The organism is Microbispora sp. NPDC049633, from assembly GCF_040675265.1.
Taxonomy (GTDB): domain Bacteria; phylum Actinomycetota; class Actinomycetes; order Streptosporangiales; family Streptosporangiaceae; genus Microbispora; species Microbispora maris.
On record NZ_JBFAOO010000192.1, the window covers coordinates 1 to 13,764 of the forward strand.

The 13,764-nt window shown below is 72.6% G+C and carries 8 protein-coding genes; 2 read left to right on the forward strand and 6 right to left on the reverse strand.

What is annotated here, in order from left to right:
• Positions 1 to 230: 230 nt before the first annotated feature.
• The 4 genes from AB0J39_RS32295 to AB0J39_RS32310 all read right to left on the reverse strand — a co-directional run bounded on the left by AB0J39_RS32295 (position 231) and on the right by AB0J39_RS32310 (position 5,053).
• On the reverse strand, positions 231 to 1,733 hold the full coding sequence (locus tag AB0J39_RS32295; protein WP_363471700.1) for a glycoside hydrolase family 3 N-terminal domain-containing protein: 1,503 nt from the start codon (positions 1,731 to 1,733) through the stop codon (positions 231 to 233).
• A 120-nt stretch (positions 1,734 to 1,853) separates the two neighbouring features.
• Positions 1,854 to 2,705 (reverse strand): carbohydrate ABC transporter permease, encoded by an 852-nt coding sequence (locus AB0J39_RS32300; RefSeq protein WP_363471702.1) that lies wholly within the window; start codon positions 2,703 to 2,705, stop codon positions 1,854 to 1,856.
• Positions 2,702 to 3,718, reverse strand: a complete 1,017-nt coding sequence (locus AB0J39_RS32305; protein ID WP_363471704.1) for a sugar ABC transporter permease — start codon at positions 3,716 to 3,718, stop codon at positions 2,702 to 2,704. The genes AB0J39_RS32300 and AB0J39_RS32305 overlap by 4 nt, the downstream gene beginning before the upstream one ends.
• Before the next feature lie 3 nt (positions 3,719 to 3,721).
• Complete coding sequence (locus AB0J39_RS32310; protein ID WP_363471706.1) at positions 3,722 to 5,053, reverse strand: sugar ABC transporter substrate-binding protein; 1,332 nt, start codon at positions 5,051 to 5,053, stop codon at positions 3,722 to 3,724.
• 216 nt (positions 5,054 to 5,269) lie between these two features.
• Here AB0J39_RS32310 and AB0J39_RS32315 point away from each other — a divergent pair, with 216 nt between their 5' ends.
• Positions 5,270 to 6,445, forward strand: a complete 1,176-nt coding sequence (locus AB0J39_RS32315; RefSeq protein ID WP_363471708.1) for an ROK family protein — start codon at positions 5,270 to 5,272, stop codon at positions 6,443 to 6,445.
• A 112-nt stretch (positions 6,446 to 6,557) separates the two neighbouring features.
• Here the strand turns inward: AB0J39_RS32315 and AB0J39_RS32320 are convergent, their stop codons facing one another.
• Entirely contained in the window at positions 6,558 to 7,517 is a 960-nt protein-coding gene (locus AB0J39_RS32320; RefSeq protein WP_363471710.1) for an AraC family transcriptional regulator, read from the reverse strand.
• An 89-nt stretch (positions 7,518 to 7,606) separates the two neighbouring features.
• Here AB0J39_RS32320 and AB0J39_RS32325 point away from each other — a divergent pair, with 89 nt between their 5' ends.
• A complete protein-coding gene (locus AB0J39_RS32325) occupies positions 7,607 to 9,232 on the forward strand; it encodes a zinc-binding dehydrogenase (protein WP_363471712.1) in 1,626 nt (541 codons plus the stop codon).
• Between the two features lie 53 nt (positions 9,233 to 9,285).
• On the opposite strand, the gene AB0J39_RS32330 is transcribed toward AB0J39_RS32325, so the two are convergent.
• Positions 9,286 to 13,764: helicase-related protein (locus AB0J39_RS32330; RefSeq protein ID WP_363471714.1), on the reverse strand; the 4,479-nt coding region annotated here is incomplete at its 5' end.

Here is a 13,764-nt window from a genome sequence, read left to right on the forward strand (position 1 = left end):
GCCAACTCTTCCGACGAGATCGGCACCTCGAAGGTCAACGCCGACCTCGCCCTGCGCACCGCCGTCGACGTCGCCGCCGGCGAGTACCACTCCACTCTGACGCTTTCGCTGTTCAACCAGTCCTGAAGCACACCCCGGCGGCGGGAACCACTGCCCGCTGCGGACGTCCGGGACGTGTGCGAGTCCGGCACGCGTCCCGGACAGCCACCCGCGATCGACGCCGACGACGGCTACCTGACCGCCGAGGGACCACCGCTCAACAGTTCCACCGCGGCCTGCGTGTTGGCGCGGGCCGCGCCGTACGTCGCGATGTAGGCCCCGGCGCCGGGCCGCCAGATCGGCAGGCCCATCTCCATCACGACGGCGTCAGGGCGGGCGCCGAGCAGCGCAGAGACCAGATCCCGGCTAACCGGGTGCCGGTGGGCGTCCTTGACGATCACGATCAGCGAGCGGTCCCGCGCCCGGCCGAGAAGCGCCACGACGTCGGCCTCCTCCGGCGTGACCCGGACGATCTCGGCCTGCGGCAGCCACGGCGCGACGCCCCAGGGCACCTCGCCCACCGCGATCGTCGGCGGCGTGTCGACCTCGACCACGAACGGGTCGACCAGCGGCCCCGCCGAGCCCGTCAGCGACACGGCGCGGCGGGCGGCGTCGAGACCGGCGACATCGTCCTCCGCCACCTGCGTCCGTGCGGTCTCGAACCAGTCGCGCAGCCGTTCCACCCGCGCCGCCGCCTCCTCCAGCCGCTCGGCCGCGAGCCTGCCCTCGGCGACGGCGTCCGCGATGTGGGCCACCATGTGCCGCACGTCCTCGGGCGTGGGCAGCGGTCCGAGGCACAGCATGTCGGCGCCCGCGGCCAGGGCCAGCACCGCGCCCTCCGCGAGCCCCACGCTCCGGCTGATCGCGTGCATGTCGAGGGCGTCGGTCAGCACGACGCCGTCGTAGCCCAGCTCGCGGCGCAGCAGCCGGGTGAGCGCCTCCCCGCTCAGCGTGGCGGGCCGGTCTCCGGTCAGCGCGGGGACCGCCACGTGCGCCGTCATGATCGATTTCGCGCCGGCCTCGATCGCCGCGCGGAAGGGGACGAGCTCACGCTCCCTGAGCAGGTCGAGCGAGGCGTCCACGATCGGGATCTCCAGGTGGGAGTCCTGATGGGTGGCGCCGTGGCCGGGGAAGTGCTTGACGCAGGCGGCGATCCCCGCCGACTGCAGGCCGCGTACGGCGGCGACCGTGTGCCGTGCCACGAGGCCGGGTGACGAGCCGAACGACCGGGTGCCGATGATCGGGTTGTCGTCGGCGGTGTTGACGTCCGCCACCGGGCCCATGTCGAGGTTCACCCCGCAGCGCACCAGGTCGGCGGCCATCGCGCGGTAGACCCGCTCGGTCAGGTGGACGTCGTCGACCGCGCCGAGCGCCGCGTTGCCCGGGTAGGCGCTCCCGGTGTGGTAGGCCAGCCGGGTGACGTCGCCGCCCTCCTCGTCCAGGGAGACGATCGGGCGTCCCGCCTGATTCAGACGGGCGACGAGCGCGGCGACCTGCTCGCCGCCGGCGACGTTGGATCCGAAGAGGCAGACGCCGCCCAGGCCGTCCTCCAGGCCGCGCATGACCCACTCCGGCGCGGTCGTGCCCCGGAACGAGATCAGCAGTGCGCCCGCCGCGAGCCGGTGCAGGCCCGGGTCGCCGGTACGCGTGGACAGGTCGGCGGCCCCCGCCAGGGGGTCGCGGGTGGCGGACATGGTGTCGCGGCTCCTTAGGTGACAGTGCGGGGGAGGGCGCGCGGGCACGGCCTGTACGGCCACCGTGCGCGGTGGTCGTACAGGCGGCCGTACGAGGGGGAGATGCCGGTGGCGGCGGGGTTATCCCTTGACCGCGCCCGCGACGAGGCCGGAGACCATCCGTCGCTGGACCAGCAGGAAGAAGACGAGGACCGGGATGGTCATCAGGGTCGAGGCGGCCATGATGCCGCCCCAGTCGGTCGACCGCTGGCCGACGAAGAACTGCAGCGCGACCGGCATCGTGTACTTGCCCTGGTCGCTGATGAGGGTGAGGGCGTAGACGAACTCGTTCCAGGTGGTGATGAACGCGAAGATGCTGGTGGCGACGAGGCCGGGCGCGACCAGCGGGAACAGCACCCGCCAGAATGTGGTGAACCGGCCCGCGCCGTCGATCCAGGAGGCCTCCTCCAGCTCCTTGGGAACGGCCGCGACGAACGTGCGCAGCATCCAGACCGAGAACGGCAGCGTCAGGCCGACGTTGATGACGATCAGGCCGAGCATCTGGTCGTACAGACCGAGCCGCTTGACCATCGTGAACAGCGGGATCAGCAGCGCCTCGGCGGGCACCATCTGCACGATCAGCAGCAGGATCAGGAACGAGGTGCGGAACCGGAAGCGGAACCTGGCCACAGCGGTCGCCGCGAGCAGCGCGAAGACCGCGCCGAGCACGACGGCGCTGAGCGCCACGAGCGTGCTGTTGAGCAGGTACTGCCAGATGGAGTGGCCGGCGACGCCCTTGGTGAAGACCCGCGAGACGTGGTCCATCGAGGGCGGGCTGGGGAACGGGATGAAGCTCGTGGTGAAGATCTGGTCGTTCGGCTTGAAAGCCGTGGCGACCATCCAGTAGACGGGGAAGACCGCGAAGAGGAACACCGCGATCCCGGCCGTGTTCAGCGCGGCCTGTCCGAGCCTCCTGCGCGCGAGCGGGCTCATCGGATGTCGTCCTCCGTCTTCACGATCTGACGCACGTACACGAAGGTGATCAGCAGCAGGATCACGGTCAGCACGACCGCGATGGCGGCGCCCAGACCCATCTTCGGCGGGCTGCTGAACGCCTCGGCGTAGCTCCACAGCGACAGGTTGAACGCGTCGCGGTTCACCGTGCCGCCGGCCAGCAGGTAGAGCTGGGTGAAGACCTTGAAGTCCCAGATGATCGACAGCACGACCAGCACCGAGAACACCGGCTTCAGCAACGGGAAGGTGATCTTCCGGAACGTGGTGACCGCGCCCGAGCCGTCCATCTTCGCCGCCTCGTACAGCTCCGAGGGGATGCTCTTGAGCCCCGCGAGCACCGACACCGCGATGAACGGGAACGACGCCCAGAGCACGGTCACGATGAATACGAAGTAGAGCGTGAGCGTGTCGTTGAACCACGGGAACCCGCTCCAGTCGGCGCGGCCGAACAACAGGTTCGACAGCCAGTCGGGCAGGAGGTTCAGCGCCCAGTTGACGACGCCCGAGTCGGAGTCGAACAGCCACTTCCACACGATGGCCTGAGCGGTCGGCGGAGTGGCCCAGGCGGCCATGATGCCGACGACCACGAAGGTCGACATCTTCGGGCCGAGCTTGTTGAGCAGCATGCCGACGAGGGTCCCGAGGACGAGCGTCAGCGTGACGGTCACGACGGCGAAGACCACGGTGTTGCGCAGCGACGACCAGAACAGGTCAGAGCCGAAGATCTGCGAGTAGTTGTCCATGCCGACGAACTCGGCCGGCGCGGGGTTGACGGCCTTGATCTGCCTGAGCCCCACCTTGTGGAAGGACATCTCGACCATCTGGTACAGCGGGTAGAGCACCAGGGCCCCGATGACCAGGAGGCCGGGCAGGATCAGGACGTAGGGGACCGCCCCGGTGGGCAGTCCCGTCCTGCGCGCCCGCTTGCGACTGCGCCGCGACGGGGCGGAGGTGTCGGCTCCGCCCCGGGCGAGGGTTGGCGTCTGAGTCATGATCTACTGGTTGAGGATCGTCTCAAGCTCGGTGTTCGCGTCCGTGAGAGCCTGGTCGACGCTCTTCTTGCCCTCGATCACCTCACGTGCCGCGTTCTGCAGCACGGCCTTGGTGTCGTTGGCCTCCGCCCAGTTGGGGCTGGCCGGGAAGCCCTTGGCGACCTTGAAGGTGTCCGTGAACGGCTTCTGGGCGGGGTCGCTGCCCATCTCCGCGAGCGCGTCGGGGTAGAGCGGGAGCAGGCCGCCCTCCTTGGCGTACCGGACGCCGAACTCCTTGCCCGCGGCGAGCTTGACGTACTCGAGGGCGAGCTCGGGGTTCTTGGCGTCCTTCCAGACGGCGATGTCGTTGCCGCCCTGGAAGGCCGGAGCCGGGCCGGAGCCGTCCTTGGCGGGCAGCGAGAAGAAGCCCATCTTCGACTCGTCGACCTTGCCCTTGCTCTGCTCCTTGATGGCGGCGATGTCCCACCCACCGGTGACGTACATGCCGACCTTGCCGGCGGCGAACCGCTGGGCGATGTCGACCGAGTTCTGGGTCAGGCGGCCCTTGCCGGATACGCCGTCCTTGGCGACCAGGTCCGTGTAGAACTGGAAGCCCTCCTTGAAGCCCGGCTGGGTGAGCTGGCCCACCCACTTGCCGCCCTCGAACTTGGCGAAGTCGCCACCGGCGGACCAGACGAACGGCGACAGGGACATGTTCGCGTCGGAGCCGCCGTTGAAGGCGAAGCCGTCCACGTCCTTGCCCTGCTCGTCCACGACCTTCTTGGCCGCGGCCCGCAGGTCGTCCCAGGTCTTCGGGACCTCGATGCCGAGCTTGTCGAACCAGTCCTTGCGGTACAGCACCGCGCGGGTGCCGCCGCCCCACGGCACGGCGTAGACCTTGTCGTCGATCGTCTCGTAGCTCCACAGGTTCTGCGGGATCTGCTGGAGCTCGGTGTCGTTCTTGACGGCGTCGGTGATGTCCGCGAGCGCGTCCTGCGCCACCCACGCGGCGACCTGGTCGTTGCCGAACTCGGTGACGTCCGGGCCCTCTCCGCCGGCGAGCGCGGTGGTCCACTTCTTCTGGGCGTCGGGCCAGGGAATCCACTGGACCTTCGCCTCGGCGCCCGTCTTCTCCTTGAACTCGGCGTTCAGGTCGTCCATGTACTTGGTGAAGACGTCGGTGGGGGCACCGAGTCGCCACACGGTAAGAGTCTGGCCGGCGAACTTGGGACCGCTGGCGGCCGCGGAGGCCGCCGGAGCGGTCGTGCTTCCGGAGTCGTCGCTTCCGCAAGCGGCGAGTCCCAGGGCCAGGGCGGCGGTCGCGGTGGTCGCGGCCGCGATCTTAGCGATCTTCACGGTGGGTCTCTCCCTTCCCGGCTTCGCGTCGGGGGTGCGCCTCATGGGGGGTGTCGGCGGGCCGCTCACCTGCTGGAAGGCGCTCTCCTTTCGGTCGGCGCTCATGGCGTCCCGAGGCTGATCGGTTGCCTCCGGGCTGGCACGCGATAAACTAACAAGAAACTTTCTTATAAAAAAGACCGCGTTAGCGGATCGTGACGAGAGGGGAACCTGCCGGTGCCTCAACGACCGGGTACGCCTCGGCTGCTACGGCAGATCAACGACCGCGCGGCACTCGAACTCCTCATCTCCAGGGGCCCGCTCACCAGGGCCGAGTTGGGAGAGCTTACCGGGCTGTCCAAGGTCACATCCGGCCAGCTTCTGGCCCGGCTGGAGACGCGCGGGCTGGTCGCGGCCGCGGGGGAGCGCCCCGGCGGGCGCGGTCCCAACGCCGCCTTGTACGGGGTCAACCCCTCCAGCGCGTACGTCGCCGGCCTGGAGGTGCTGCCGGACAGCGTCACGGCCGCGGTCGCCGACATCACGGGCACGGTCGTCGCCCAGGTGACCGTGGACCCGACGGAGGCCCGTGACCCCGTGCGCATCGTCCACGAGGCCGTCCAGCGGGCCTGCGGGACCGCCGGGATAGAACTGGCCCGGCTGCGCTGCTTCGTCATCGGCACGCGCGGAGTGGTGGACCCGGTCACCGGCGACGTGCGGTACTCGGTCGACCTGCCGACCTGGCACGTCGGGATCCTGGCCGGGCTGCGCACCCTGCTCGGCGAGTGCGTGATCATCGAGAACGACGTCAACCTGGCGGCTCTCGCCGAGCAGACGTACGGCGCCGCGCGGGGCGCCGACGACTTCGTGATCCTGTGGACGGGCGTGGGCCAGGGCCTCGGCGTCATGCTCGGCAACCGGCTGCACCGCGGCATCACCGGCGGCGCGGGCGAGATCGGCTGGCTGCCCGTCCCCGGGGAGCCGCTGCCGAGCGAGGTCACCGCGCCGCAGACCGGTTCCTTCCAGCGCCTCGTCGGAGGAGAGGCGCTGCGGAACCTGGCCCGCACGCACGGCGTCGCCGGCGCCGATGTCCGGGACCCCGGGGTGGCCGGCCTGGTACGCACGGCCATCGACGCCGGCAACGAGGCCTTCGTCGAGGACCTGGCCGGACGGCTCGCGGTCGGGGTGGCGGCGGTCGCCGTGGTCCTCGACCCGGGACTCGTCGTGCTCGGCGGTGACGTGGGCAGGGCCGGTGGGACCCACCTCGCGGAGCGCGTCGAGGAGGCGGTGGCCCGGGTGTGCCCGAGCCGCCCCACAGTGGTGGCGACCGGAGTGGAGGGCAATCCCGTTCTCATGGGTGCGATCGTCGCGGCGCTGGACCGAGCGCGTGAAGAGGTCTTCTCGGACACGCTCTGACGTCGGACACGCTCTGACGTCGGACACGTCTGACGGCCGGCCGATCTTCATGCCCGCCCCGCACGCGGCCCGCCGCACTCGCCTCGTCATCCCGTGCCGGGCACGAGGCCGCCTACGGCGATCCGCCCTGTCCTGATCGCCCTGAGGGACGGCAGCCCACACGGCGGTACCTGCCGGGGGCCGTGCCGTACGCGCGCTTGAACGCGGTGGCGAAGGCGAACTCCGAGCCGTAGCCGACCGCGCCGGCGATTTCGCTCAGCGTGGCGTCGGAGTCGCGCAGCATGCGCGCTGCCGCGCCCAGCCGCCACCACGTCAGATAGGTCAGCGGCGGCTGCCCGACGAACTGCGTGAACCGGCGGGAGAACGCCGCGCGGGAAAGCCCCGCGCGACGGCCGAGGGACTCCACCGTCCATGGGTGGGCAGGGTCGCGGTGGATGCCCTCGAGTGCGGCCCTGACGGCCGGGTCCGCCAGGGCCGCGGCCCAGTTGCCGGCCGCGCAGTGCTCCAGCGAGACGTCGAACCAGGCGCGCAGGATGTACAGCAGGAGCATGTCCAGCAGCGCCGGCACCACCAGGTCCGCGCCTGGCCGCGGATCCGCGATCTCCCTGCCGAGCAGCTCGACGGCGGCGCGCAGCTCGGTGTTGTGTCCCAGCCTGGCGGGCAGGTGGATCATCGCCGGCAGCCCTCCGAGCAGCGGATGCGCCTGGATGGAGTCGAGCTGGTAGCCGCCGCAGAGCGTCACGGTGACGGGCCCGGTGCCCTCCATGGAGGCCGAGGCGAACAGCTCGGCGTGGGCATAGGGGTCGCAGTCGGACTCCGCGATGGGGCTGGCGGGCGAGTCGGCGAGCGCGTAGCCGTGCCCGTGAGGGAAGAACAGCACGTCGCCTGTCCCGACCGGGATCGGCTCGCCCTCCGGCGGGATCGCCCAGCACGAGCCCTGCAGCACCACCTGGAAACCCGCCGAGCCGGGCGCCGATGGGAACCGCTGCCCCCACGGCGCCGGCCACTCGACGCGCGCCGACCGGGGCACGCCCATGCGCATGGCAGCGACCACGTCGCTCAGCACGTCCACCGCCAGAGTCTACTGCGGAAGATGATCGCGTATGAATCGCAGACAGAAGCACATTGGGCGCCTCACTATGGGCTCCTATGGTTGACGGCATGACAAAAGTCCTGGTCAGCGGGGCGACCGGCACGATCGGCCGTCCCCTGGTGAAACAACTCGAAGAGGCGGGCGCCGACGTCCGCACGGTGACGAGGCAGCTGACCGATCCGGTCGCGCTGGAATCGGCTCTCGACGGGGTCGACGCGGTGTTCCTGCTGTGGCCGTTCGCCTCGGCCGAGGGCATCCGCGAGGTGCTGGAGCTGATCGGGGCGCGGCGGGTGGTCTACCTGTCCTCGGCCGCCGCGCGCCCGTACGAGGTCGAAATCGAGCGCCTGATCGCGAAGATCGCCGGGGAGTGGACGGTGCTGCGCCCGCACGCGTTCGCGGCCAACACCCTGCGGTGGGCCGACCAGGTCCGCGCGGGCGTCGTGCGGCAGCCGTACGGCGACGTGGCCTCCGCGCCCGTCCACGAGCGGGACGTGGCGGCGGTCGCGGTGCGCGCGCTGCTCGGCGAGGGCCACCACGGCGCGGTCTACACGCTGACCGGACCCCGGCCGCTGACCCGACGGGAGCAGGCGCGGACGATCGGCGCCGCGATCGGCCGGCCGGTGCGCTGGGAGGAGGAGCCTGCGGAGGAGGCCAGGCCACGGCTGCTCGGGCTGGGGTGGCCCGCGCCGGCCGTGGACGCCATGCTGCGCGGTCTGGCCGAGCCCGGCCCGGTCACCGGGACCGTGGAGGAGGTCACCGGAGCGCCCGCCGGCACGTTCGAGACGTGGGCGGGCGAGCACGCCGCGGACTTCCTCGGCACCATGCGGGCCGCCCGCATCCACGAGTACGGCGCCGCCTCGGTGATCTCGCTGGACGAGGTGCCGGTGCCGAAGCCCGGGCCGGGCGAGGTGCTCATCAGGGTGGCCGCCACGTCGTTCAACCCGTCGGAGGCCGGCCTGCGGATGGGCCTGCTTCGGGACGTGCTCGGCGTCACGCTGCCGCACACGCTCGGCTGGGACGTGGCGGGCACGGTGGTCACCGGAGCGGGTGACCTCGCCCCCGGCGACCGGGTGATCGGGCTCATCGACGGGGCGGCGGCCGAGTACGCGGTCGCGAACGCGAGCATGCTGGCCAGGGCGCCGGAGCGGATTCCACTGGCGGACGCGGCCGCCGTGCCAGTGGCCGGGCTCACCGCGTGGCAGGCGGTCTTCGAGCACGCGCGCATCGGCCGCGGCAGCCGGGTGCTGATCAACGGCGCCGGCGGCGGCGTCGGGCTGTTCGCCGTGCAGCTGGCCAAGCGCGCGGGCGCGCATGTGGTGGCGACCGCCGGCCCGCGCAGCGCCGCCGCCGTGCGGGCGCTGGGCGCCGACGAGATCGTCGACTACACCACCACCGCCCTGCCGGGCGGCAACGACGTGCTGATCAACCTGGTGCCCGACCCGCCCTCCTCGGTGACGGAGCTGGCCGAGGAGTTCGTCTCGATCACCCAGCCGATCGCGCATCCGCGCGCCGTCCATTTCGTGGCCCGCAACGACCCGGCTCAACTGACCGAGCTCGTTACGCTGATCGACGAGGGCGTGGTGGACGTCGAGGCGGACGTCCGCCCGCTGGAGTCCCTGGCGGACCTGCACCGCGACGCCGAGCGTGGCCTGGTGCGCGGAAAAGTCGTACTGACGGTTGAGCTCCGGCGTTAGCCGGACGCCGGGCGGCGCTCCGGCGCGGCCCCGCCTGCTGAAGTCAACCGGGGTCAGGCGCGGATGCGCAGGCCGCGGGGGGTGGGGTGGAAGCCGGCGGCTTCGAGCGCCGCCGCCAGCGGGGACTCGGCGATGGCGGTGCCGTCGGCCCGCTCCACCGTCAGCTTCCCCAGGGCTCCCCCCTTCACGGCGACGGCCAGGGCCTGCACGGCGGGCCGCAGGTCCTCCTCCGACCCGAACGAGAGCAGGGTCTTCCCGCCGCGCTCCACGTAGAGGACCAGCTGGCCTTCCACCAGCACCACCAGCGCGCCGGCCTTGCGGCCCGGCTTGTGGCTCACGTCGTCCGTACGGTCCGGCCAGGGCAGGGCCGCGCCGTACGGGTTGGCGGGGTCGGTCGCCGCGAGCACGACCGCACGGCGGGGCGGTGGCGGGGCGGGGACCGACCACAGGTCCTCGGCCGGAGCGGGACGTGTGGACGACATGGCGCGCATGCGGTCGACCGCCCCCGGCAGGGCGAACTGGGCGGCGCCCAGACCCTCGACGAAGTAGCCCCGGCGGCACCGGCCGCTCTCCTCGAAGGCGCGCAGCACCTGGTAGACGGCGGAGAACCCGCCGGGCAGGCGCTCGGCCGTGACGCCGCCCCTGGTCAGCACGCCGTGCCGTTCCAGCAGGACCTCGGCCTGCGCGTGGGCCCGCTGGGTGGCGTCGGCCGACGGCGCGGGCAGCAGCCACCATCGGCCGCTCACGGTCGGCGGGCCGCTTCTCGTCGGCAGCACCGCGCGGCGGCGCCGGGTCGCGGCCGGGCGATGCGCGGGCCGTCCGGTGCCCAGCGTCGCGCGCAGCGGGGCGAGCGTGTCACCGGTGATCCGGCCCGACCAGACGAGATCCCACAGCGCCGCCGCGAGCGTCATGTCGTCCGGCACCGCAGCGGCGGTGCCGGGTCGCGTCGTGGCTCCGGGCTGTGCGGCGGGGACCCCCGTGGCGCCGGGCTGTGCGGAGGGAGTTCCAGCCGTGCCGGTGGTGCGGCCGAGGATCCTTGCTCGGCGGGCCGAGGCGGCGTCCAGGCCCGGCGGCGCCGTGCCCTCGCCGAGCGCCGCCGTCGCGATGCGGCTGGACAGCTCACGGAAGAACAGCGCACCGCCTCCGCCGAGGATCTCCAGGATCTGCTCGTGCAGTGGAGTCATGGTGATCTCGGATGGCGTGGGAAGCAGCAGGGGCGCGGTGTCGGCGAAATAGAGGCCGACCCATCCGTCGCCGCCGGGCAGCGAACCCTGGCCTACCCAGACGACCTCGCCGGACGAGGTCAGCTCGTCGAGCAGGGCGGGGCTGTATCCGGGCACCCGCGCAGGCAGCACCAGCGACTCCAGCGCGGAGGCGGGGACGGTCGCTCCCTGCAGCCGTTCGATCGCCGTGATCAGAGCGTCCATGGCCCGCGCGGAGCCGTGGCCCGCCTGCCGCCCGGGACCCGCGTGCCCCCCCTCGGACCCCGCGAGCCCGGTCCTGCCGCCGTTCCCGCCCGCCCCGCCGCCGGTCGGTGTGCCGCTCTGCGAGGCGATGCCGTGCCACGCGGGCAGGAACGCCGCGAGCGTCTCCGGGGGGACCGGTTCGACCTCCTTGCGGAGCCGCGCCAGCGACCGGCGCCGCAGCAGCCGCAGCACTCCGGCGTCGCACCACTCCTCGCCCCGGCCTCCGGGGCGGAACTCGCCCGAGACCACCCTGCCCGCCGCCGCGAGGCGGCGCAGCGCGTCGTCCACCACCGCGACGCCCATCCCGAAGCGCGCGGCGGCCGTGCCGGAGGAGAACGGCCCACGGGTGCGCGCGTGCCGTGCGACCAGGTCGCCGAGCGGATCGGGGGCGGCGTGCGTGCCGCCCGGTCCGCCGGGCCCGCCTGCGAGCGGAGCTTCGAGGAATTCGTGTGGAACGCCCACCGGCAATGGCACTCCGAGCGCGTCACGCAGGCGCCAGGCGTCCTCGACGGCGGCCCATTGCTCCAGGCCCGCCACGCGCACCCGGATGGCCCGGCGTGCCCGCTCGAGGCCGGCGAGCCAGGAGGGGTCGCCCTCGCGGATCGAGACGTCCTGGGCGAGCAGCGGGCCGTGCGAGCGCAGCAGGTCGGCGAGGTCCTCGGCGTCACGCAGCGGCCTGTCCAGCCGTGCCAGCTCCCGCTCGGTCTCCGCCACGACATCCGGGTCGAGCAGCTCCCGCAGGTCGGCCTGTCCCATGAGCTCGGCGAGGAGCGCGGTGTCGAGGGCGAGCGCCTGCGCCCGCCGCTCGGCCAGCGGCGCGTCACCCTCGTACATGAACGCGCCGATGTAGTTGAACAGCAGCGACGCCGCGAACGGGGACGCCTGGGCGGTCTCCACCTCGACCACCCGCACCCGCCGGGCGGCCACGTCCCGCATGAGCTCCAGGAGGCCCGGCACGTCGAAGACGTCCTGCAGGCACTCTCGCATCGTCTCCAGCACCACCGGGAACCCGGCGTACTTGCTCGCGACGCCGAGCAGATGGGCCGCACGCTGGCGCTGCTGCCACAGCGGGCTGCGCCTGCCGGGCGTACGGCGGGGCAGCAGCAGCGCCCGCCCGGCGCACTCACGGAACCGGGAGGCGAACAGGGCCGAGCCGCCCAGCTCCTCGACCACGACCTGCTCGATCTCCTCGGCGTCGAAGACCGCGACGTCGGTCGGCGCCTCCTCGAAGGTGTCGGGCACGCGCAGCACGATGCCGTCGTCGGAGTGGACGGCCTGGACGTCGACGCCGTACCGCTCGCGCAGCCGACGTCCGATGGCGAGCGCCCAGGGGGCGTGGACCCGCGCGCCGAAGGGGGAGTGGATCACCACGCGCCAGTCGCCCAGCTCGTCGCGGAACCGCTCGACCACGAGCGTGCGGTCGTCGGGCACGTAGCCCGTCGCCTCCCGCTGCTCGGTCAGGTAGGCGAGCAGGTTGCCGGCGGCGTAGTCGTCGAGGCCCGCCGCACGGATCCGCCCGAGCGCCTTCGCCGCGTCGCCCCGGCCACCCGCTCCGGCCGCCGACAGCTCGCGGAGGAACGCGCCGATCGCCCGGCCCAGCTCGGCGGGGCGGCCCGGCGCGTCTCCGTGCCAGAAGGGCAGCTTGCCCGGCTGCCCGGGCGCGGGGGAGACCAGGACCCGGTCGGCGGTGATGTCCTCGATGCGCCACGAGGTCGCGCCCAGCACGAACACGTCGCCGACGCGGGACTCGTAGACCATCTCCTCGTCCAGCTCGCCGACGCGCGACGCCTTGTCGCCCACCAGGAACACGCCGAACAACCCGCGGTCGGGGATGGTGCCCCCGTTCGTCACCGCCAGGCGCTGGGCCCCGGGGCGGCCCTGAAGGGTGCCGGTCACCCGGTCCCACACGATGCGCGGCCGCAGCTCGGCGAACTCCTCGCTCGGGTAGCGCCCGGCGAGCATGTCGAGCGTCGCCTCCAGCGCGCCGCGCGGCAGCGTGGCGTACGGCGCGGCCCGGCGCACCACCGCCTCCAGCGAGTCGACCGTCCACTCGTCCAGCGAGGTCATCGCGACGATCTGCTGGGCCAGCACGTCGAGGGGATTGCGCGGGTAGCGGATCTCCTCGATCCGTCCCGTCCGCATGCGCTCGGCCACGACGGCCGTCTGCACCAGGTCTCCCCGGTACTTGGGGAAGATCACTCCTCGGGACACGGCCCCGACCTGATGCCCGGCGCGGCCGATGCGTTGCAACCCGCTCGCCACGCTGGGCGGCGCATCGACGCAGGCGACCAGATCGACCGAGCCCATGTCGATGCCGAGCTCCAGGCTGGAGGTGGCGACCACCGCGGGCAGGCGGCCCGACTTCAGCGCCTCCTCGATCTGGGACCGCTCCTCCTTCGAGACGGAGCCGTGGTGCGCCCGCACCACCTCGGGCAGCGCGCCGCCCGAGACCCCCGCCTGGGCCATGTACTCCGACGGCATGACGGCCGGGCCGCCGTGCCGGGCGTCCACGCGTCCGTCCCCGCGCTGGACCTGCGGGAGCAGGGCATCCGGCCGGGGCCCGTCCGTCCGCCCGGCCTCGCCGTGTCCGGTGTCCACGCGCCCGTCGTCCGGCGGTGAGGCGATCACGTGCTGGGTGTCCGTGAGCCGCGGATCCGGCGGCGAGGCGTCGGTCTGCCCGCTGTCCGTGCGCGGGGGGCCGGGCAGGTCGCGCCGGTCCGGCCACTGCGCGTGCAACTCCTCGAAGGCCTCCGACCAGTGGACCGGATCCCCCGCGCCCGGATCCTCGCTCCGCGCGGGTGCGGCCCGCCGTTCCCAGGCGAGCTCGTTGAGCCGGGTGCACAGGCGCTCCGACAGCCGCCGCGAGTTGGCGAAGACGATCGTGGACCGATGGGCCTCGATCAGGTCGAGAAGGTGCTCCTCGACATGCGGCCAGATGCTCCTGCGGTGCTCCGGCGACTCGCCGTCCGCGCGCGCCAGAGGACGGTTCCGGGATCGTTCCCGAGGAGGATGGGGGAGCGGCGCCGGCCGGGATACGGTAAAGGCGTGACTGATCCGGGTGGAATG